Origin of the sequence: Nostoc sp., assembly GCF_036918015.1 — a bacterium.
In the GTDB taxonomy this organism is placed as follows: Bacteria; Cyanobacteriota; Cyanobacteriia; order Cyanobacteriales; family Nostocaceae; genus Nostoc.
In genome coordinates this window covers 1-22,245 of record NZ_JBALEO010000101.1, presented here as the reverse complement: position 1 = coordinate 22,245, position 22,245 = coordinate 1, and the positions used below count along the sequence as shown (strand labels likewise).

The window sequence follows — 22,245 nt, the reverse complement described above, 5'->3', positions numbered from 1 at the left end:
CATTGGTCATTGGTCATTGGTCATTGGTCATTGGTCATTGGTCATTGGTCATTGGTCATTGGTCATTGGTCATTGGTCATTGGTCATTGGTCATTAGAGGCAGAGGGGACAGAAGGGAAAAACTTACTGCAACTGCCCCCCTGCCCCCCTGCTCCCCCTGCTCCCTCATCCCCCCACTCCCCACTCTCCTCTATGACAGATACTTTTGAAAAAACTAGCTGGAGTTGGCAGTTGTCTCAATTCCAACAACAAGCGGGTGAATGGTGGGAATACCAGTTTTACCGCTTTGAACGGGCTTTACCAGAATTGCCAACTAGATGGTCAATTAGTCCTTGGCTTGGTGAATTGCTGAAATTCCTGTTTTGGCTGGTACTGGGATTATTTGTAGCGTGGGTGGGTTGGCGATTATGGCGAGAATTCAGTCCCTATATATATTCTTGGCTAAATAGAAGTGGCAATCTCACTGATTTTCGTGTCAAAAATCGCTCTAATGAGTTATCCATAGCCCTTTTGTTGGAGCGATCGCAAGAATTCTACCGTCAAGGTAATTACCGTGAGGCTTGCCGTTGTGTTTATTTAGCAATGTTGCAGCAGTTGGATAAAAATGCGATCGCACCCCACAAACTCAGCCGTACCGATGGAGAATATCTGCAATTATTGCGATCGTCTGTGACTCCCATACAGCCCTATGAAACTCTAATTACCACTCACGAGCAACTATGTTTTGGTAATACCGAGATTTTGCCAGACAATTATGAGCAGTGTCGGCAAGCTTATCGAGAAATTTCCCCGGAATGAAAAAGAGACGTTGCATTGGAACGTCTCTACACGAAACAAACAACATTCTATTTGGTAAGAATAGCGTAGACGTTCTACGGCTTGTCGTTAGACATCGCCTTGTCCACAGCTTGTAAGGCAGTGTTGACTTCCGCCTCTGTAACAATTAACGGTGGCACAAACCGGATTACTTTTGGCCCGGCTGGTACTAGCAATACACCTTCCTTGATAGCAGCATTGACGACATCGGCTGCGGTTAACCCAATGTCGGCTCGCAACTCCAAACCGTTGATTAAACCCCAACCCCGAACTTCGGCAATGTGCTGAGGATATTTTGCTGCGATCGCTCTCAATCCAGATCGCAACTGTTCGCCCCTGTCTTGCACATTCTGCAAAATATTTTCCCGTTCCAATGTCTGACAAACACTAAGTGCTACACCACACACAAAAGGATTTCCGCCAAAAGTGCTAGCGTGTTCCCCTGGTTGAAAAACATCGCAGAATTTCTTGCTCATCATTGCACCGATGGGGATACCGCCACCTAAGCCTTTAGCACTGGTGAAAATATCCGGTTCAACGCCAAGATGTTCGTAAGCCCATAATTTGCCGCTACGCCCCATACCAACTTGCACTTCGTCGAAAATCAACAAAACGCCAGTTTCATCGCAAATCTGTCGGAGCTTTTTGAAATAGGCAACATCTCCTGGACGTACACCGCCTTCTCCCTGCAATGGCTCGATCAGAATCGCTGCTACCCGATAATCGCCTTCATCCAACTCGCTAATCGCCACTTCCACAGCGTTAATATCGTTGTAATTTACGTAGTGGAACCCAGGAACCAAAGGATCAAAGTATTTTTGATACTTCGGTTGTCCCGTAGCGGTAATCGTTGCCAAAGTCCGCCCGTGGAAACTAGCATTGGCGGTTAAAATAATCGGTTTTTCAATGTCTAATACTGTGTGAGCGTATTTCCGCGCCAGTTTAATTGCGGCTTCGTTAGCTTCAGCTCCAGAGTTGCAGAAAAATACGCGATCGGCACAGGAATGATCGACAAGCCATTTTGCCAATTCACCTTGCTCAGGAATGTAATACAAATTAGAGACATGGTGCAGCTTTTGGATTTGGCGTGTTACCGCTTCTACCATCGCTGGGTGGGCGTGTCCCAAAGTACAAGTAGCAATTCCCGCTACAAAATCCAGATATTCCCGCCCCTGCGTATCCCAAACCCGGCATCCAGCACCCCGTTCTAGGGCTAAGGGAAACCGGGCGTAGGTAGACATGACAGCTTCATTAAAGCTATCTGTATCAAAGGGACTAGATGCTGACCCTGAATCTGGGGGGATGGTGGCTTGGTCAACGAGAGTTTGTAGGCTCACTACCGCTCCTCCTGAAAGTTTTTCATTATATAGTTATTTACTAGTTTCCTAGAAATCCCTAAAAAATACTTTTTATTTAGCACAACTCGTACTTCTTCTTAAACTAACGCTTATGTGACCTCAAACGCTTGGCGGTGGTGAAAAAATTTTGTACTCAACACTTGATCGACAAGATCCCGACTTGTTAAACAAGTCGGGATCTTGTCGATCAAAATTGACTCAATAACCCAACAGCTATTTCCAGGAGCATCTTAGCTTTGTGCAAATTCAGTAAATTTTGTTAGTCAAACCGATCGGGGTAAGGTGTTCTCCTAGCTTCCAATCTGAATTTTTATATCTCTAGTCGGTACATCAACTGGGCTAGACTGTACATCGACTGGGCGAGTGTTTTGTCCTGGTTCTAGTGTGCCATTAGCCCTTGGAATGCGTTGGAACCCACGAGTCGTTAAAGGTAGCCCTATGTAATTTAACTGATTTAGTGGGATTTTACTATTTGTTCGCAGGGCTTGAACGTTAGATACTCTGATCGTAGGGTTAGACTTACTATTACTAAAGCTGAGTTTCGGTGTTTGACCTTGTAGAACTGGAAATTGTGTCCAGTTAATCACTCGTACACCAGGTCGTTGAGGATTGATTTGTTCGCTGTAAACTACCAGATATTGTGCTGGATTTTTAACTCCAAGTTGAGGAGGATTGAGGTCTACCTGTGGAGATGCTATTGGGGTATTTTGTGTCAAATTTTGAACAGTTCCTCCACTATCTCGGAGTGTATAAGTTGATTGAAGAAAAGAAGGATTTAGACTAAGCGAACTATCAACTTTTATTGTGTATCCATAATGAAGTACCACACACGATGGATAAGGACAAACTATACCATCACCAGTAGAACCACCAAAGCTTAGACTGGGAGGATTCGGGCTTGCAGAAGTCAGACCTAAACTTAGTGGTGGTGAATTTGTTGCTCTGTATACACCTCTTAGTAAGGTTCCTTGAACACCTCCTAGTGTAATAGTACTTATTTGTACTGGATCGAATGTTCCACCTACAGGTTTAAGATTCCCGTAAGTGTTTTGAAAGGGATTATAAGTCTGAGTTCCAAGAGCCTGGTCAATATCCACCTGCGTACTATTTGGAGCAAAATGAACGCCACCAAGTAAAAGAAGATCAACTTGGGTGGGGTTAGAAGTGAATAGAGTTCTTACATAAGCAGGATCGAAAAGCACATCAGTATTGGTAGTGATTATGACGGAAGTTACCGCACTAGCTGAGGATGCGGAAAATATCGCAGAACCGATTAAGACCACAAAACCTAGCTGTCTCCCTAACTGTTTGATAAATTGCATATCTTAAATCTCCATTGAAAAAGGGACTGGGGATTAGGGACTGGTGACTGGGAAAACTCCTTCCTAGTCACCAGTTCCGAAGTGCCATTAAAAACAAGATTGATAAACATTAATGGGTTACATTGCGAAGTTGCTAGTAACATCATTTCAACCCTCATGCTACAGGACTAATTGATTTAAGATAGTAACTTAAACATTAAGAAATATAATCTATTTCAATAAATATTTGCTGTGTCCTTACTCAGCCTTGATTCCAACATTTAAAAGTGAATTTTGACTCATATTTACTTTTATAAAAAGATAAATATATTTTTAAAGATAAATATATTTTTATAGTTGTGAGATTCATACATCGGGTTATGCCAAAGCTGCTTTATTTACCTACCTTCTGTATTTCCTTAATCGCGTATAACGTTCTGTCTCTTGAAAGGACTGCTCCTAATATATTAGGCTGAAACTATTAATATTACTAAGATAAAATGTGACAATTTTTGAGTAAAAATATCAACGTATCCAAAAGTAGTTAATGGTTGGGGCGATCGCTCTAGTCGCTGTAGGGTGCGTGAGGATAAAATCCGTAACGCACCATTCGTAAGGATTTGCTGCTGTACTCTCGGCGATAACACAACGCCAGTTGCGACAACGGATAGTGCGAGTCAATTTAATGAATTTTACATTGCGTAACTTAGTTTGATTTATTCTTGCCCACTTACTTAGTTTCAATATACTAAAAAGGACGAATGCTAAAAAGTCAGCAAAAAACTACAAAAATTAGGCTAAAAGTACTATTTTTACCTCATTCTCAACACTTGAGCAAAAATATCAACGTATCCAAAAAGAGTTGATGGCTGGGGCGATCGCTCTTGGTGGTGTTTTCTTCATTGGCACTTTGTGGTATTGGTTAGTGGAGGGCTGGTCATGGGAAGATGCAGCTTACATGACAGTCATCACTTTAGCGACTGTGGGATATGGAGAGACGCACCCACTCGGTAGCCGAGGACGATTATTTACCATTGCCTTGATTTTGTTGGGTGTAGTCAATATCGGTTACATTGTCAACAGATTTACAGAAGCGATCATTCAAGGCTACTTTCAAGAAGGAATTCGGCTACAGCAACAGAGGCGGTTAATGGAATCCCTGACAGAACACTACATCATTTGTGGATTTAGCCGCACTGGTCGTCAAATTGCCAAGGAATTTCGGGCAGAAGACGCACCTTTTGTAGTGATTGATGCTGACATGGAATCTGTGCAAAGGGCGCAGACTGAAGGTTACACAGCATACCAAGGCGACGCTACATTAGATGACACACTTCTGAAAGTTGGTATCGAACGGGCGATTTGTATTGTTGCAGCACTCCCTTCTGATGCTGAAAATTTATACATTGTATTGTCAGCAAAAACACTGAATTCCGGGATTCGGGTGATCGCGCGCGCAAGTACCGAAGAAGCTTTGCAGAAGTTACGACGGGGCGGTGCAGATGAAGTGATATCCCCCTATATTACTGGTGGTAAGCGGATGGCTGCTGCGGCACTCAGACCCCAGGTTTTAGACTTTGTAGATGGGATTTTGACAGGTGCAGACCGCCAGTTGTATATGGAAGAATTTTTACTCGACCCAGCTTTCTGTCCTTTTGTGGGTCAAAGTTTGCAAAAGGCGAGATTGCGATCGCAATCTGGGGCATTGGTTCTCGCAATTCGCCGTGTTGATGGAACTTTAATCGGTGGCCCCACTGGCGATACGATTTTAATGCCAGGAGACCGACTAATTGGTATGGGTACAGCAGAGCAATTGCGTAGCCTGAATCAAATTCTCGGACCAATGAATTCCAAGAAACTGCGACGACCGAAAAATACTTGATTTTATTTTATTTAATTACTTTTTTATACTAATTAGATATTGTTTGTATAGTCTAATTGCGTAAACAGATTTAGACTTTCCCAAATCGCCGCTCCCGTTGCTGATAGGCGCACAAGGCACGATGAAATTCGGCACGGTCAAAATCGGGCCAGAGAGCATCGGTAATATAAATTTCCCCATAAGCCATTTGCCAGAGAAGAAAATTTGAGAGGCGCATTTCTCCACTGGTGCGAATTAACAAATCGGGGTCAGTAATTCCGGCTGTGTACAAGTGGCTCTCAAACACCTGTTCATTAATTTCATTGGGTTGTAGCATACCTTGCTGGACTTGCTTTGCGATCGCCTGACAAGCTTGTAAAATTTCCTGCCGTCCGCCATAATTAGTTGCTACTGAAAATCGGATACCGCGATTATTCTTAGTTTCTTCCATTGAACGGGAAATTTCTTGTTGAAGCGATCGCGGCAGGTCTTGCAAATTCCCCACAAACTTAATTTGAACATTCTCTTCGACCATTTCCCGCAGTTCTTGGCGCAAAACTCTTTGAAATAGAGTCATCAAAAAATCTACTTCTTCCTGCGGTCTTTTCCAGTTCTCCGTTGAAAAAGCATAAGCTGTCAACGCCTGAATTCCCCAATCCTGACAACAGCGAAGTAAATCCTTAAGAGCATCTACTCCTCGTTTATGACCCATAATTCGGGGTAGACCCTGACGTTTAGCCCATCGACCATTACCATCCATAATCACCGCAACGTGCTGCGGCAATAATTCTCGTTTTAAATCAGTAGGTAAATCTTGCAGTTTAGTTTGTTGTGCTGTCATTTTTTATCTCGACGAGAAGCGGTCGATGGTAATCTGAGTAAACGTGAAGCTAGTGCTAGTGTCTTGCCACCTATCCGACGAACAAAACTCAATAGACTAGGAGCAACAGCTTCCCTATCTACGGTTGGAGACAAAAGAGCTTCTAATGACTCTTTCAGTTTCCGAATCGTCAGCGGTCTATTTAGGGTTCCCCGTTCCGCTAAGGAAATAGAACCCGTTTCTTCAGAGACAACGACACAAATGCAATTTTCGACCCGCTCAGTAATTCCCATTGCCGCTCGGTGGCGTGTTCCCAACTGGCGCGAGGCTGTGCGTCCCGAAAGTGGTAAAATTATACCCGATGATATAATCCGTGAGCCACGAATCAATGTCGCTCCATCGTGTAACAAAGTTTTCGGCTGAAAAATTGTCTGGATTAGTTCTTTAGAAACTTCCGCATTTAGCTTTACTCCTGGCACAGAAAAATCTCGCTCATCAATTGGCCCTGTGGTTTCCACAATTAGTAAAGCTCCAATGCGGTTTTTTGACAATTCTTTAACAGCCTCAACAATTTCATCAATTACACTATCAGATTTGGGGATTGCCAGACGGTCGGGTTGAAACATCTGGCGGAATTCGCCACGCCCCAATTGCTCCAAAAACCGCCGAAACTCTGACTGTAGAGCAACTGCCATTGCCACAGCACAACCAATCACCAACTTTTCTAGTACAAAACTTAGCAGAGGTAGTCCGAATCTGCCACTTAGTGCTGAGGCTAGCATTAAGATAATGAATCCCCGCACCATCCATAGTGTCCGGCGCTCACTAATAATAACTAGTATCATGTACGTCAGCGCCAGCACCAACACAATATCCAGAGTCCCAAGTAGCAAGGACTGTGACCACCCCAGGTTTGCCAGCCATTGCTTCCACCAATCTCTCATGACATCTGGATTAAACTTTTGCCTCTAATTTACGGTTGGTCATTAGTCATTTGTCCTTTGTCATTTGTTATTAAACCGCGTCTACTGTGAAAACCGTAGTTTTTTGTAATGAGGCTAAAGCTCAAAACTCAAGCCACGACAGAATAATATACTCTCTTCAAAAACTCTAGGTTTCAAAATAGACGGGGTTTAGCTCTTAGCTAATGACCAATGACCAAGGACTAATGACTATTTTTTAGCCTTTCTGGTAGGCGATCTTGTCGAATTAAATCTTCATAAGTTTCACGTTGCAAAATTAAATTTGCTTCGCCATTCGCCACTACGACTGCTGCCGGTCGGGGCAAGCGGTTGTAGTTAGATGCCATACTGTAATTGTACGCACCAGTTCCCATAACTACGAGAATATCTCCTGGTTCAGTCTTTGGGAGTAGTGCATTCTTAATCAGAATATCTCCTGATTCACAATGTTTACCGGCAATTGTGACTGTTTGACTTAGGGGAAAAGACATTTTATTGGCAACGACTGCCCGATAAACTGATTGGTAAGTAATCGGGCGGGGATTGTCAGACATTCCGCCATCAATTGCTACGTAGGTACGAATTTCTGGGATAACTTTGGATGAACCAATAGTATAGGCAGTAACGCAAGCTGTGGCAATTAGCGATCGCCCCGGTTCACACAATAATTTCGGCAAAGGTAAATTTTCGGCTGCACAAGCTTCTTGGATCACTTCACAAATCGGCTTTACCCACTCTTCAATGCTGGGAGGATCGTCTGATTCTATGTACTTAATCCCTAAACCACCACCTACATTTAATTCTGTCAGTTTTAAACCATACTTTGCCGCATCACGTAACCACTTTACCATCAAAGCGGCTAAATCTCGATGCGGTTGGCGTTCAAAAATTTGGGAACCGATATGAGCATGTAACCCTACGCAGTTAAGGAAAGACTGTTTGCTGACAAAAGTAAATAATTCCTCTAACTCATTTGGATCAAAGCCAAATTTACTATCTAGTTGCCCCGTTTGGATATATTCATGTGTGTGACATTCAATACCTGGGGTCAGACGCAACAGGAATCGAGGATGTACAGAGGGGGAATTTGCCCTCTCAACAATTTCTACCAAAGTGCGTAACTCGTACCAGTTATCCACGACAATAGTGCAACCGACTTCAGTGGCAAAAATCAGTTCTTCACGAGATTTATTGTTGTTATGAAGATAGATTTTCTCAGGATTGACACCTGCTTGCAGCGCGGTGTAAAGTTCACCGCCTGATGCGACATCAATTCCTAAACCTTCTGATGCTGCGATCGCACAAACTGCTAAACAATTCCAAGCTTTTGAGGCGTACAATACTTGAGATTCGCCCTTGTAGTATTGCTTGAAAGTATCTCGGTATTGCTGACAAGCCAAACGCAGGGTTTCTTCATCTAAAATATATAAAGGTGAACCAAACTGCTCAACTAGGGTTGTGACATCACACCCACCAATTTCCAGGGAGTCATGATTATGGACTCTGGCAGTTAAGGGTAAAAGTTCCTGATTAGGCGATGGATTTGCCTTGGTGTCGTGCCTTTGAGGTAAATATTGACTTCCAGAATGTTGAACCCCAGTGGGGTGAGTCGATACCATAACTATAAAAATTTTCCTTGTTCAAATTACGGGCTTTGAGTTTGTCTCCCGATTCCCAGTGTACAAAGGGTTTGTAACGTTATTCAATAAATGTGATCTCATTAGACTTAGAAATTAAATTACTGACATTAGAAAATCTCAGTGCTATTCTGGAACTCGATCGAGCTTGTTTTGGTGGACTTTGGACTCTGGACGGCTACAAACGAGAATTGGATAGTCCCAACAGCGATTTACTCGGTTTATTTTCTCCCTCCTCCAGCACAAGTTTGCTAGGAATGGGTTGCTTTTGGTCAATTTTAGATGAAGCCCACATTACAATTTTGGCGGTTCATCCTCAATATCACCGTCAAGGAATGGGTGCGGCTTTATTATATTCACTCATTAAGACAGCTTGCGATCGCAAAATGGAGCGAGCTACCCTCGAAGTCCGAGCTTCCAACTTGGGGGCTATATCTTTATATCAAAAATTTGGCTTCAAAACAGCAGGGCGGCGGCGGCGCTACTACCAAGATAACGATGAAGATGCTTTAATCCTGTGGCTGCCAGATTTACAACACCGCAAATTTCAAGCAACTTTAGACCAATGGTATTCCATTGTCAGCGATCGCTTGGACAAATCCTCTTGGCACTTGCTTTTTAAGTAGTTGGGCATTATTAATTTTGAATTATTGGGGCTGGCGATCGCCCTCAGCAAAAAAATGCAACTTTACTACGCTAATTTAAATTTGAATATATTATGAAAAAACTTTTTCTCATAACAATATAATATATAAATTATTTTTGCTTGATATTAAAAAATATATATGTTAAATATAAATGTTTGGGATTGAGTCAATAAACCCTTAATTTAAGCAGTCAGCTATTTGTAATAAATCCCAAAAACGCTGGTGAACTAAAGCTCCTCAGTACACTAGCCAGATAAGAGTAGTCAATAGTTAACAATTAGCCCATCAACTAAAGTCATAGCTTCAGGATGTCTATAATCTGTTATACAGGCATCCAAAAGCTTTGCCTGTGCTAAAATCAGCATACCGGCACGACCGCAGATGATGGGATAAAGCCATGTTTGAGCGCTTCACTGAAAAAGCCATTAAGGTAATCATGCTGGCCCAAGAAGAGGCCCGCCGTTTAGGTCACAACTTTGTTGGAACCGAGCAGATCCTCTTGGGTCTGATTGGCGAAGGCACTGGGGTGGCTGCGAAGGTGCTGAAATCAATGGGCGTCAATCTCAAAGATGCCCGAATTGAAGTTGAAAAAATTATAGGACGGGGATCAGGCTTTGTTGCCGTGGAAATTCCGTTTACGCCACGGGCAAAGCGAGTTTTAGAACTCTCCTTGGAAGAAGCACGCCAACTGGGGCATAACTACATTGGCACCGAGCATCTGCTGTTGGGCCTAATCCGCGAAGGGGAAGGCGTCGCAGCCAGGGTGCTAGAAAACCTCGGTGTGGATCTATCTAAGGTCAGAACCCAAGTCATCCGTATGTTGGGAGAAACTGCCGAAGTTTCACCAGGCGGCTCATCCGGGCGCACAAAAACCCCGACTCTGGATGAATTTGGCTCAAACCTGACTCAGATGGCAATCGATAATAAGCTCGATCCAGTGGTGGGACGCGCCAAGGAAATTGAGCGAGTGATTCAAATTTTGGGTCGCCGAACCAAAAATAACCCAGTGCTAATTGGGGAACCAGGGGTTGGTAAAACGGCGATCGCTGAAGGTTTAGCTTCACGCATTGCCACTAAAGATGTCCCTGACATCCTGGAAGATAAACGCGTCGTCACCTTGGATATTGGTTTGCTCGTAGCAGGAACCAAGTACCGGGGTGAATTTGAAGAACGCTTGAAAAAAATCATGGATGAAATCCGCTCGGCGGGTAATGTCATTCTCGTGATTGATGAGGTACACACATTAATTGGTGCGGGTGCAGCCGAAGGTGCTATTGACGCAGCGAATATCCTCAAGCCAGCTTTGGCCAGAGGTGAGTTGCAGTGCATCGGTGCTACAACCCTAGATGAATACCGGAAGCACATCGAGCGAGATGCAGCCCTAGAGCGGCGTTTCCAGCCAGTGATGGTTGGCGAACCGACAGTTGATGAAACAATTGAAATTTTGTATGGTTTGCGCGAACGCTACGAGCAACACCATAAACTGAAAATCTCCGACGAAGCATTAGTAGCGGCGGCGAAGTTATCAGATCGTTACATTAGCGATCGCTTCCTCCCAGATAAAGCCATCGACTTAGTTGATGAAGCTGGTTCTAGGGTGCGCTTGATTAACTCCCAACTGCCACCCGCAGCCAAAGAGTTAGATAAAGAGCTGCGTCAGATATTAAAAGAAAAAGATGACGCGGTGCGCTCCCAAGACTTTGACAAAGCTGGAGAACTGCGCGATCGCGAAATGGAAATCAAAGCCGAAATCCGGGCGATCGCTCAAAGCAAGACCAATGCAACAGGCACAGAAGGTGAAGAACCTGTAGTTACAGAAGAAGACATTGCCCATATTGTCGCTTCCTGGACTGGAGTACCGGTGAACAAACTCACCGAATCTGAATCGGAAAAGCTGCTGCACATGGAAGATACCTTGCATCAGCGTTTAATTGGTCAAGATGAAGCTGTGAAAGCAGTTTCACGGGCAATTCGTCGCGCTCGTGTCGGTTTGAAAAATCCCAACCGACCCATAGCTAGCTTTGTCTTCTCTGGGCCGACTGGTGTAGGGAAAACCGAGTTGGCGAAATCCTTAGCTGCTTACTTCTTCGGTTCCGAAGAAGCAATGATCCGCTTAGATATGTCCGAATACATGGAGCGTCACACCGTCAGCAAGCTGATTGGTTCCCCTCCAGGTTATGTTGGCTATAACGAAGGTGGTCAGCTAACCGAAGCCGTGCGGCGGCGTCCTTACACCGTGGTGTTGTTCGATGAAATCGAAAAAGCCCACCCCGATGTTTTCAATATGCTGCTGCAAATTTTGGAAGACGGACGGTTAACTGATGCTAAAGGTCGCACGGTAGACTTCAAGAACACCTTGCTGATTTTAACTTCCAATATTGGTTCTAAGGTAATTGAAAAAGGCGGTAGCGGTATCGGCTTTGAATTCTCCGAAGATGCCAGCGAGTCAACTTACAACCGGATTCGCTCTTTGGTCAACGAAGAACTCAAGCAGTACTTCCGTCCAGAGTTCCTCAACCGACTCGATGAAATTATCGTCTTCCGTCAGTTGAACAAGCCGGAAGTGACCCAAATCGCCGAAATTATGCTCAAGGAAGTATTTGGTCGTCTGACGGAAAAGGGTATCACCCTAGAAGTCACAGACCGCTTCAAGGATCGTTTGATCCAAGAAGGTTACAGTCCCAGCTACGGCGCAAGGCCATTACGTCGGGCAATTATGCGCCTGTTAGAAGATAGCCTAGCAGAAGAAATTCTGTCTGGTCGTATCAAAGATGGCGATACAGCCCTTGTTGATGTGGATGAAAATGGCATTGTCCAAGTTAGTTCTCAACAACGTCGGGAATTGTTACCCCAAGGTGTTGAGTAAGATTTAAAATTTGGGATTTGAGATTATATCTTACATTCCAAATTAGAGAACGGTAGAGTATTAATTACTCTACCGTTTTTTATTCACTAAATATTCATTAACTACCGAGACTTTGATTGCTTTTAATAACAAATACAGAGTATACTAATAAAAAAATATACTCCTATTACTAAATATATAACTTTATTTTCATACTTATATGAGTCAATTAGATGAAGCATTACGTAAATTTGAAGCGGCAGAGGCAAATTTAGTCAAACTTGAAAAGCTCTGGGATTTGCTAATAAAAAATATACCTAATGGTATTAATTTTGGGCCAAATCCTGTTTATGAGGATACTTGTCGCTCATATGAACATATACTCACAGGTATACCATTAATTGATGGTTGGAAACCAACAATGTTGCCTTGTGATCTTGATGAGATTGCCCAAGGGCGTCTTGATGCACATGAAGTTGGACTATTAGAAATTGAACTTGAAGTAGATCGTCGAATTGAACAGCCTGGTAAAGAACTACGAGAGTATAGATTCCGTTTCAATCAGAAACGGCGCAATCTTATTCAAAACCTGGTGTTACAAAATTCTAATGAAATAGATGAACTGCTAGATAAGCTTCAAAAGAGTTATCCTATTGACTATAAAGATAAAATTGATTATGAAAATGAAGAAGATATTAAAGTAGTGCAAGAGATAACAAAGAAAAAAATTGAAGATACAGATTGGCAGATACTCTGCAATAAGATAAAACAAATAGATGTATTACTGGGCAGCAGTGTATCTAGACCTCCAAAGTGGAGTGATATGCAACGTCATATCTCTTATGCACAAATTAACGATTTGAGAGATATTGTCCAGTTTGATTGGCCATCTGTTAAAAAAGGAATTAAAGTATCTTTATACACTACAAATGAACCGATTCCAGTTGAGATTAATGATTTAGCTGAACTTGTTGCATCAAATCCTTCAGGTTCTATTATTACTAAATTAAATTGGGAAAAGCTTTCTGCTGAAAACTTTGAACGTTTAATATTTAATTTAGTTACTTTAGAACAGAGCCATGAGAATCCTGAATGGTTAATGCATACTAACGCCCCAGATCGTGGTCGTGATGTGTCTGTCTATCGAGTTCATAGAGATAGATTAAGTGGCGTTATCCGTAGACGGATTATTATTCAGTGCAAACATTGGCTTACTAAAAGTATTTCTTTACCAGACGTTAGCGCACTAAAAGATCAGGTAAAACTTTGGGAACCGCCAAGAGTGGATATTTTAGTAATTGCTACAACAGGGCGCTTTACGTCTGATGCTGTTAACTACGTTGAGAAACATAACCAATCAGATTCTGCCATGACGATCGAGTTATGGCCAGAGAGCCATCTTGAGACTGTCCTTGCTTCAAATCCGGATCTAGTAGCAGAGTTTGGTCTGCGGTAGTATATCGTTCACTAAGCCGCGTTGCATTATAGCCTGTTAGTAGAGTTAGTATACAACATGAACAAAGGAGCAAGAACGTGCAAAGAATACTTTTAAGCCGTGAAGAAGTTGCACGACGTGCGAAAGAATTATACGAAAATAGCATTCGTAAAAAAGTAGAGCGATTGATGAATGGTAGCTGCTTTCTGGATATCTTAATTTTCTATCAACAAGCATGGTGAATAGGTCAATCGCTACTCGTCAATTAACCATCCACGCTCTATGCCGTGTTCAATTCCGCCAGTCCAGTCCATTTTCAGATGCTTCCGCACTTTATGGAATAGATGTTGAACTACAACTGGATTAATTGAATTTTTAACATATTTTTCTTCATACCTAAATTCTCGGTCAGTATTTTTCTGCTGACGTAGTACGTAAATCTGGTCAACCTTGTACTTCCGAAGATTGACATCACTGGTCAACTTGATCCACTCCATAAGTAAAACATATAAACTGTTTGGATTTCTTGCCTTTAAATCCTCTGCTGCTCGTGATGAACCTTCGAGCATAGTTTTATCAAGATATGTCTTACATTCAATTGCAACAACTGGAATATCAAAAATGTGCGTTTCAGTGTTTCCTGTAACTGTAACTTCAGAGTAGTTTTCCGGTTCCTCTTTAAGAAGTGAGAGTATTTCACCAGGATTTTCATCTTTCTCCGGTGGGGTTGCTGCTTCAAATGATACTTGAATAGTTGCTCCAATTACAAAGTCATGATCTTTCTTTTCAATACGTGCATACGGGCGCTTAAGCATCTCAGAGTATTTTGGCGGCACAAAGAAAATATCTTTGAATGTATGTGATTTGCCGATAAGAGCATTTTCTCCAAAGTCTCTGACTAAATCTTTAAACAGATAATATAGAAATTCCTCCAACACGCTAGAGTGAAGGTTTGATCGAGAATCAAACTTCTCAGCATAATGCTGCTGGTCTAAGAAGCCCTTATATTTTGATAGAAGTTCTACCCTAGTAGCAATAATTGCGTCATCTTGAGCAGTAGGTGTTGATGTCGGCCCAACTAATTCGAGATTAGCTGAACGCCACTTATCATACTCAATTCTAATCTCACTGAGATATTTTTTACTCTCAACATCTCTGTATTTTGTGCGGTGATTCTCCTTTTGTTCAAGATTAGAGCCGTGAACTAAAGGGTTCCTATCGCTTTTGGGCATAGCTCTAATTTCTCTTGGAGATGAAGTGCGATCGCTTTAGCAAGAATAGGTGGTACAGCATTACCTACCTGATTGTACTGGCAAAGAAACTTCTCATCAAATCTCTCTTCTCGATGTAATAATTTGTGAGATACAACAGTCTTCTTCCCTAGAAAACGATAAGTGTCAGGAAAAGATTGAACACGCGCGCCTTCACGGGCTGTCAAATTACGATGCTGGAAAGGATGAAGAAAATTAGCGTAAAACGAAGCGGCTATTGTATGTGATGGTTTATATGGATTTAAACGTCGGTTATTCTGGTCATAACTTATCTCAGATAACTCACCATTTCCACTACGGCGTCTAGCCCCATGTTCTTTTGGTGCGTCTGAACTGGATTCACCCCATTTAATATGTTTGAAGCGTTCTACAAGCCTCTGGGAATGATCCATTGCAACATGATTGTAAAGTGTTTTACTGCCATTCCTAATCCAGTTTTGATAGTTATTGAGAGGTTTTAAAATATAAGGTTGTTCTTCTTCACCCTCACGTGCATTCAGTGGTGGTAAATCTGATATAGCATCCCACAAGCTCATGGCAGGAAGTAAACCCATGCAGGCAAATATTGATAATTGAGAGCTATTGATATGCAATAAATCTAAGGAGTGTGTTTTTGGAGGAGTACCTAATTCTTTTCCTGTTTTATTTCCAACAATAAAAATACGCTCCCTAATTTGCGGCACACCATATTCAGCAGCATTTAATGACCATATTTCTACAAAATATCCTAGATTTTCAAAAGTTTCTTTAATAATATCTGTTACTTTTTTTCCTTCAATATTTTTGCGCGAAAGTAAACCTTTAACATTCTCCATTACAAAAGCTTGAGGTTCGAGAAAACATATCCACTCAGCAAAGTTAATGAATAGACTATTTCTAGGGTCTTTAGGATCTTTTTGTGCTGGCCCAGCAATACTAAAGCCTTGACATGGAGGCCCACCAATAACAATATCCGGTTTGAAGTGACAGATATCCTTAATGCTACTTGCAGTGTTTAAATCACGGATATCCTGTTGAATAACTGTCATATTAGGGCGGTTATGACGTAGTGTATCACAAGCCCAGGTATCAATCTCAACGGATAAAGGAACAGAGAAACCTGCCATCTCGAAACCTAGACCAAAGCCGCCAGCCCCAGCAAACAAATCAATAGTGATAGGTTGTGCTGTTAGCATAGACTCTTAATGTGGTTACTCATCTGGTTTACCTTCTAAACATTCTAGGATGATACTCTTGTAACGCTTTGTCAACCTGCTACACAGTTCTTCTGATCAAGTTATCTTGGCTATAAGTCAATACGGTTTAGTTAAGAATAATTGTAGGTTGGGTTGAACGGAGTGAAACCCAACAAAGGCTTGAAAACGTTGGGTTTCGTTCCTCAACCCAACCTACATAATGTAGTTTTTTGGGCTTAACTGAACCGTATTGGGCTATAAGTAATTTTTAGTATTCTTCAATCAATCGACTGATTCTGAATTAGACCTGAAGTGCATTTAAAATGGGAAAATATAAAGAATTATTGGGAGGAATCAATCGTCATGACTGTGATAGTTGCTAAGTGGACGATTGACGAATATCACCGCATGATTGACGCTGGCATTTTGAGCGATCGCAAAGTTGAACTACTCAAAGGAGAAATTGTCGAAATCTTCGCAGAATATCTTTTTGAACCACAAGAAGCTAAAGACACGAAATTGAACTGATTTCAATCCGCTAGCATCTCTACAAGGATTCTGGATAACGCATCTTTATAATAACCTTTCCCAAGATATTTTATGCAGAGACACGATTTTAAACGCATCTCTACAATGTATTTTCATGAGTTTTATTCTGCGTTCACAAATTCCAAATACCCACTGCTAAGTTCTTTCACTGCCAAATCATAAAATTGCTTACCATGTTCTGGCGTTGCTAAAGCCGGATTTGATCCCATACGTCCATCTGGATAACGCACTCGAAAATCAGCAGCGCTATAAATCCGATGTCCGCTTGCAACTTCTGGTGAAAGGGGTGCTTGCTTAATTGCCTCTGGATAAACATACTGTGTGAGTGCAACTTCACTTGGCGTTGCATGAGAACCTTCTTGATCCCCATATACTTCTTTCGCTAGCTTATATACAGAACCGCACATAAACCAGTTTGCCACTTGACATTGCACATATTGAGCATTAGGAATCTGCAAATCTTCTAAATGCGCGTAAGTTTCTGAAAAAGCAGCTTTCAAGGTGGCAATATTACCGCCATGTCCGTTAATAAAGTAGAATTTGCTAAAACCAGCTTTGGCTAAACAAGTTACATAATCTCGCACTACTTGAATTAAAGTGCTGGGACGCAGACTGATTGTGCCAGGAAAAGCAGTATGGTGTAGTGCCATCCCCACATTGATTGTAGGGCCGACGATCGCTTTAGTTGCATCACCTACACCGACTGCGATCGCTTCTGCACAAATAGCATCAGTACCAATTAACCCCGTTGGCCCATGTTGTTCTGTGGAACCAATAGGGAAAATAATCCCCTTTGACTGCTGTAAATAAGCTTCGACTTCTTGCCAAGTACTTAAATGCAGTAACATTGTTAATAATTTTCCTCAGTAAAATTGCGGTGGGATAAAACCTTCTGCTGCGAAACAGCATCTTCTGTAACTAAACTCCCACTAACACGATTATGAACTCTCTGAATTTTCTGTGCTGGCGATCGCACAAGATCCCCGACTTCTTTTTTGAGAAGTCGGGGATCTTTGTCCACTGCCAAATCTGGAGAGAATGAGACTATCTATTTCTATGAAGTATTCTTTAGGGGATGGAGTCGCAACGAGTTTCGACAGACATGGATATAAGCAATTTACTGATTCTGCCACTTTATCCGACAATAATCGCCACGAACCTCCCTTCATAATAGAAATCAAAATTGAGTTATAAGATGTTGGTTTTCTAGATGATCAAGAAAACGAAGGGGATCAATTTTGAATCTTCACTAATCAAAGTAATAATGCTTCTTGACGCCCCTTGTAATTTCCTATGTGCAGGACATACCAGCGGGAAAAATCACTAAATCGCCTTTACCCATTTGCACTGGCTGTCCACCATCAGGGGTAACAAGTACGTCACCTTCCAAAAAATAGCAAGTGTTCTTGAGAATCATAAGTCCAAGGGAATTTTGAAACTTCTTTTTTCCAAATTTCCCATTTAAATACACCTAATTCATTGAGATGTTCAAGTCTTAAGTTGATGTTCAACTTTAATTTCCATAATTGGGTTTTTTCTAGTTATATTCAGCAGTAGGATTGAATATCCTCTCCACACTGATCTACTAGATAACACAAAGCGCGAAAACGTAAGTAGACAAGTTCGTTATAAAGCGGATTTAGCTTGCACATTGGCGGAATATGGCCTATTTTGCGACCAAAAAGCATTATATCACGCTCAAATGGGCATTGAGCGGGAATCAGTTTAGCAATAAATTTCGCTAATTTCCGATTCTGAATCTCAATTTTGTCAAGCCGTTGACGTAATGGTTGCAGTAAATCTAATTTAGGTTGAGAAAACTGCTTTTTACTACTTTTTGGATTCTTTTCTTCTAAAGGTTTAATAAAAGCAGTCAGAAAAATACGCTGATTATTTGTTTTAAGCATAGTTTTAGGCAAGGTTTTCCTTGTGTAGATGAACTATTTGCCGATTGGAAATATTACCATGTAATCTGTCTGGTCAATTTGCACTGTGCTTGTAGATTAAGAAGCAAAGTAAGCATAATGCAAACAATTTACATGCATCTTTGGGAAGAGAAATGGTTTAACTAATTGTTATTTAAACCCACCAAATCATGAAGAACTGTCCCGTTAAATACAAAATAACAAAGAAAATATAAAAATGGCATTTCTTTGACTTATGGATTGTTAATATGAGAAATAGCAATTTTATATACTAAATATAAATGCTTGGTTCTGAAACTGCCTAGTATCTAGAGATGGACTTTGGGGTAGAAAAAACAGTTTAGCTCTGACTCCATATAGACTTCGCTAGGATTAGCCTCTAAATATCCAGCGATTTTAGGCTATTAAATATCTAGTAATCTGTCTTATATGTTACACTAGCTAACCCAGATATTATTTAATAAGTAATAAGTAATCCTTTGATAAGCCCAAGCTAATATACTTAGAGAGTATAGCATTTACAAGAATATTTGCAACAAATATATCGGGTGTAAGGGCGTAGCGCTGTACGCCCTTGGTAATATATATCAGGTCTTTTGTCAAATGGTATAATTATGAAAAGCTTATTTTTTAAAATATCTCAAGTCGTAACGAGCTTGATATTTGCTGATATAGTCTACATTCTGTTGCTCTAATTTTGACAGCAATTTAGGTGGAAATGCTTTTGGTGAATATATAGGACGATACCAAGGTTGGTTATTAAAATAATCTTGTAATCCAGGAGTCTCAAAACGGCGACCATGACTGGCAAAAATCGAATTTCGCATAATATCTAGTTCAAAACCGTTTTTACCATCTAAATCTGCATCAGTTGCAAGTCTTTGGGAAAGCCAGAAATAATTGTTGAGAGTTGTGGTATCAACTGGCGCTATTGATGTAGTAGAGGAAGGTGTAAATTGAGTTGGAACAGGTTGGGTAGTTGGTGTAATTTTAGGAGTTTCTATGACTGGGCTGGTGACAGTTGCCGGTGTTTCTGAAGGTAACACCGTTTTGTCTGCTATCGGTTGAGAAGATTTTGGTAACACTTGGCTAATAATCACAGATACACCGATTAACCCACCTGCAATCAAACTGCCCATGAGGATATTATTCTGACTATTAGTAGGCTGTGGTTTGACAGGTAATGTCTGAGGTGGGGGTGCAGATACTACAGTCGGTTGAGTCAAGAGGGGCTGCGTTGGTGGAATTGGATTTGTTATGCTTTGCAACGTATCCAGCATTGCTCTGGCTGTGGGGTAGCGATCGCGTGGATGATAAGCGATCGCCCGATCGATTACTCTTGCCATAATTGGGCTAACATGACTCGCATATTGCCGCCAGACAATTTCACCCGTTTGAGAATCGGTTTCTAGTTGTTGCGCCTGTTTACCAGTCAGCAAATAAATTACCGTCATTCCTAAACTGTATAAATCACTAGAATAAACAGGTCTACCTGCGGCTTGTTCGCTCGGCATATAGCCAGGTGTACCAATCACAATGGAACTGCTAGGATTACCTTGAGAATTTACTACTGTTCCCATTGACTCCCGCACAGCACCAAAATCAATCAGCACTGGTTTACTATCCCGATGACGCACAATAATGTTATCCGGCTTAATATCGCGGTGAACGATATGCTTAGAATGAACGTAATCCAGGACAGGTAATAAATTCATGAACAATTCCTGGACAGCGCCTTCACTAAATAGTCCCTGCTTCTGGACTTTTTCAGTTAAAGTATCGCCTTCAACCCATTCCTGAACTAAGTAAAATTCTCCACCTGAAGAGAAGTAGGCATATAATGCCGGAATTTGGTCATTTGCCCCACCAAGTTCTTCTAAAATAGCTGCTTCGCGTTGAAACCTCTCTTGCACTAACTGGTAAATTTGGGGATTATTGTGAATCGGTCTTAGTTGTTTAACCACACAAGGGCGCTTTGAAGGCATATAGGTGTCTTCAGCTAGATAGGTTTCACCAAACCCACCAGCACCCAGTGTGCGGATAACTTGATAGCGATCGTTCAGCAGCTGTATTGTCATGGGAGATTACAAGCGATATTCATAAGATAGTTTTCCCCAAAACTACCTTCATTTCAAATCTAGTAAACCTTCTTCTTTCAATTTAGGATTGAAGCGAATTTGCATTTGCAAACCGCGCACTTCTAACAATTGCGTTGAAATTTCTGCTTCTACTCTCCGTGCCACATTTTTAAGAACTTTTATTTGTCCTAATTCATCATTAGCTGGATTTTCATATTTCGCCTGTTCTTCAGGTGTCATTACAACTTTGACATCAATAGGATGAGTCCATTTTTCCTTTTGATCCCCATTTCCCCAAGGCACACTGCCATTTTCAACAATCCAAGCATTTTCAGTATTTTCCAAAATTGTGCGACTAGGACGTTCAATAGTTTGAACTTTCACCCAATAGCATTGCTGTGGCTGACGAACTAAATGCTGCTTGAGGCTGAGATATACATCACGGGAGTATCCTACAAATTGAAGTGCTTTTTCTTGGTCAAAGATAGCATATACACCGATTTTACCCTGAAATTGTTCGGGTAATTGCCCGCGATCGTCTATATAAGGAATATAGTCCAGAGTTGCCAAAGAAGAAAGATTTGTTTCAGAAGCCATAGTTCAAATATCAAACTTACATTTGCCTTCAGAATCGAAAATTGCGAATTATAAAAAAGTTATCTTTAAAATTATTCATTACTCAATTAATTTTTGGTAAATTGCACAAAGGCGACTGGGTTTAAAAATTTTAGCAGTGAACATGAAGTTTGGTGGCACGTTAATGATGACATATTCATCAGATTCATGATACTTTTCAAATTCTGCTGGCATTCCTTTAGTGGTAGTTAAGCTGTAAGGAACTGGCTGGAAAAGTAATTCTGTAAATTTAAGTTGCTCGCACCCCAACTGTTGGCAAATTTGGTTCAAGAAAGCAACGCTTGTCAATAAATTGAATAGAGTTTTTTGAGCTTGTGCTTCAAGAGTGAAACTACCATCAAAGTTCTGAACGATTTTAAGGGCCATTTTCTGCATTAATAGCTAGTTATTAACGACTAAGTGATGATAGAGGATAGGCAACAGAGTCATCCAAATATGCTGGGCAACAAAGCCTACCTTTTTGTACAGATAAACCTGGTTAAAAATAACCACTTTATAGATCAGCCTATTGGATTATGGGACTTCTGTCAGCTACACGACGAAGCTGGCATCGTTAAGAATAATGAAGTTTAGCAGATTTTTAGTGATAGTTAATTTCTCCCTAATGCTGTAGTGATACAACAAGTCTAATTCTCTGAAAAATAATGAAGTTTCATCTGTCAACAAGGGTCATTTCGACAGTTTCTGGTAACGTAATTCCTATATCTAAATTTATTTTTAGAAGTTAAAAGCCTTATCTAGTTGAGTCTTGGGATAATACCTAAATTTTTCAATCAATCGTATGTGGTAAATATGGTAAATACTGCACAGTTAAAACTTGACGATTTTCAAGATAAACAAAAAGCCCCAGACTGTGAAGCGTGGGGCTTTTGTATGAATTATAAAACCTGGCATCGAGCTATTTTTGCGTAGGGCTACCCCTAAACTAT

Annotated in this window: 20 protein-coding genes and 2 pseudogenes; 7 read left to right on the top strand and 15 right to left on the bottom strand. The window is 41.2% G+C overall.

Annotation, left to right across the window (positions count from 1 at the left end):
* Positions 1-192 precede the first annotated feature (192 nt).
* Positions 193-798, top strand: coding sequence for a DUF4129 domain-containing protein (locus tag V7K61_RS33130; RefSeq protein WP_335060330.1), 606 nt, complete (start codon positions 193-195; stop codon positions 796-798).
* Positions 799-872: 74 nt separating this feature from the next.
* Here the strand turns inward: V7K61_RS33130 and V7K61_RS33125 are convergent, their stop codons facing one another.
* The 3 genes from V7K61_RS33125 to V7K61_RS33115 form a co-directional block, all read right to left on the bottom strand.
* On the bottom strand, positions 873-2,153 hold the full coding sequence (locus tag V7K61_RS33125) for an aspartate aminotransferase family protein (protein WP_335060328.1): 1,281 nt from the start codon (positions 2,151-2,153) through the stop codon (positions 873-875).
* Between the two features lie 311 nt (positions 2,154-2,464).
* Complete coding sequence (locus tag V7K61_RS33120) at positions 2,465-3,496, bottom strand: hypothetical protein (RefSeq protein WP_335060326.1); 1,032 nt, start codon at positions 3,494-3,496, stop codon at positions 2,465-2,467.
* Between the two features lie 446 nt (positions 3,497-3,942).
* Positions 3,943-4,122 (bottom strand): hypothetical protein, encoded by a 180-nt coding sequence (locus V7K61_RS33115; RefSeq protein ID WP_335060324.1) that lies wholly within the window; start codon positions 4,120-4,122, stop codon positions 3,943-3,945.
* Between the two features lie 218 nt (positions 4,123-4,340).
* On the opposite strand from V7K61_RS33115, the gene V7K61_RS33110 reads away from it, so the two are divergent.
* Positions 4,341-5,357: a potassium channel family protein gene (locus V7K61_RS33110; RefSeq protein ID WP_335060322.1), complete on the top strand. Its 1,017-nt coding sequence runs from the start codon at positions 4,341-4,343 to the stop codon at positions 5,355-5,357.
* 70 nt (positions 5,358-5,427) lie between these two features.
* Here V7K61_RS33110 and V7K61_RS33105 read toward each other — a convergent pair whose 3' ends face one another.
* The 3 genes from V7K61_RS33105 to lysA form a co-directional block, all read right to left on the bottom strand.
* The gene (locus V7K61_RS33105) at positions 5,428-6,177 is read right to left on the bottom strand and encodes an isoprenyl transferase (RefSeq protein ID WP_335060320.1); all 750 of its coding nucleotides are present in this window, start codon (positions 6,175-6,177) and stop codon (positions 5,428-5,430) included.
* On the bottom strand, positions 6,174-7,100 hold the full coding sequence (gene cdaA / locus V7K61_RS33100; protein WP_335060318.1) for a diadenylate cyclase CdaA: 927 nt from the start codon (positions 7,098-7,100) through the stop codon (positions 6,174-6,176). Before cdaA ends, V7K61_RS33105 begins: the two co-directional genes overlap by 4 nt.
* 221 nt (positions 7,101-7,321) lie before the next feature.
* On the bottom strand, positions 7,322-8,737 hold the full coding sequence (gene lysA, locus V7K61_RS33095; RefSeq protein WP_335060316.1) for a diaminopimelate decarboxylase: 1,416 nt from the start codon (positions 8,735-8,737) through the stop codon (positions 7,322-7,324).
* A 92-nt stretch (positions 8,738-8,829) separates the two neighbouring features.
* Between lysA and rimI the strand changes: the two genes are divergently transcribed.
* The 4 genes from rimI (at position 8,830) to V7K61_RS33075 (ending at position 13,924) form a co-directional block, all read left to right on the top strand.
* Positions 8,830-9,381: a ribosomal protein S18-alanine N-acetyltransferase gene (rimI, locus tag V7K61_RS33090; RefSeq protein ID WP_335060314.1), complete on the top strand. Its 552-nt coding sequence runs from the start codon at positions 8,830-8,832 to the stop codon at positions 9,379-9,381.
* Positions 9,382-9,799: 418 nt separating this feature from the next.
* On the top strand, positions 9,800-12,268 hold the full coding sequence (locus V7K61_RS33085; protein ID WP_069071487.1) for an ATP-dependent Clp protease ATP-binding subunit: 2,469 nt from the start codon (positions 9,800-9,802) through the stop codon (positions 12,266-12,268).
* 199 nt (positions 12,269-12,467) lie between these two features.
* Positions 12,468-13,703: a restriction endonuclease gene (locus tag V7K61_RS33080; RefSeq protein ID WP_335060312.1), complete on the top strand. Its 1,236-nt coding sequence runs from the start codon at positions 12,468-12,470 to the stop codon at positions 13,701-13,703.
* Between the two features lie 77 nt (positions 13,704-13,780).
* Positions 13,781-13,924: a hypothetical protein gene (locus V7K61_RS33075; RefSeq protein WP_335060332.1), complete on the top strand. Its 144-nt coding sequence runs from the start codon at positions 13,781-13,783 to the stop codon at positions 13,922-13,924.
* A 12-nt stretch (positions 13,925-13,936) separates the two neighbouring features.
* Here V7K61_RS33075 and V7K61_RS33070 read toward each other — a convergent pair whose 3' ends face one another.
* Complete coding sequence (locus V7K61_RS33070; RefSeq protein WP_335060310.1) at positions 13,937-14,914, bottom strand: Bpu10I family restriction endonuclease; 978 nt, start codon at positions 14,912-14,914, stop codon at positions 13,937-13,939.
* Positions 14,887-16,128 (bottom strand): DNA cytosine methyltransferase, encoded by a 1,242-nt coding sequence (locus V7K61_RS33065; RefSeq protein ID WP_335060308.1) that lies wholly within the window; start codon positions 16,126-16,128, stop codon positions 14,887-14,889. Before V7K61_RS33065 ends, V7K61_RS33070 begins: the two co-directional genes overlap by 28 nt.
* A 363-nt stretch (positions 16,129-16,491) precedes the next feature.
* On the opposite strand from V7K61_RS33065, the pseudogene V7K61_RS33060 reads away from it, so the two are divergent.
* Positions 16,492-16,611 (top strand): annotated as a pseudogene (locus tag V7K61_RS33060) (Uma2 family endonuclease); the annotation flags it as partial.
* 167 nt (positions 16,612-16,778) lie between these two features.
* On the opposite strand, the gene V7K61_RS33055 reads toward V7K61_RS33060, so the two are convergent.
* The 7 genes and pseudogenes from V7K61_RS33055 to V7K61_RS33025 all read right to left on the bottom strand — a co-directional run bounded on the left by V7K61_RS33055 (position 16,779) and on the right by V7K61_RS33025 (position 21,682).
* Positions 16,779-17,525 (bottom strand): creatininase family protein, encoded by a 747-nt coding sequence (locus V7K61_RS33055; RefSeq protein ID WP_335060306.1) that lies wholly within the window; start codon positions 17,523-17,525, stop codon positions 16,779-16,781.
* Positions 17,526-17,527: 2 nt separating this feature from the next.
* Complete coding sequence (locus tag V7K61_RS33050) at positions 17,528-17,698, bottom strand: hypothetical protein (RefSeq protein ID WP_335060304.1); 171 nt, start codon at positions 17,696-17,698, stop codon at positions 17,528-17,530.
* Positions 17,699-17,968: 270 nt separating this feature from the next.
* A pseudogene (locus tag V7K61_RS33045) lies at positions 17,969-18,201 on the bottom strand (cupin domain-containing protein).
* A gap of 23 nt (positions 18,202-18,224) precedes the next feature.
* The gene (locus V7K61_RS33040; RefSeq protein WP_335060302.1) at positions 18,225-18,584 is read right to left on the bottom strand and encodes a Mo-dependent nitrogenase C-terminal domain-containing protein; all 360 of its coding nucleotides are present in this window, start codon (positions 18,582-18,584) and stop codon (positions 18,225-18,227) included.
* Between the two features lie 641 nt (positions 18,585-19,225).
* On the bottom strand, positions 19,226-20,680 hold the full coding sequence (locus tag V7K61_RS33035) for a protein kinase domain-containing protein (protein WP_335060300.1): 1,455 nt from the start codon (positions 20,678-20,680) through the stop codon (positions 19,226-19,228).
* Between the two features lie 48 nt (positions 20,681-20,728).
* Positions 20,729-21,277, bottom strand: coding sequence for a GIY-YIG nuclease family protein (locus tag V7K61_RS33030; RefSeq protein ID WP_335060298.1), 549 nt, complete (start codon positions 21,275-21,277; stop codon positions 20,729-20,731).
* 78 nt (positions 21,278-21,355) lie between these two features.
* Positions 21,356-21,682: a hypothetical protein gene (locus V7K61_RS33025; protein WP_335060296.1), complete on the bottom strand. Its 327-nt coding sequence runs from the start codon at positions 21,680-21,682 to the stop codon at positions 21,356-21,358.
* Positions 21,683-22,245 lie beyond the last annotated feature (563 nt).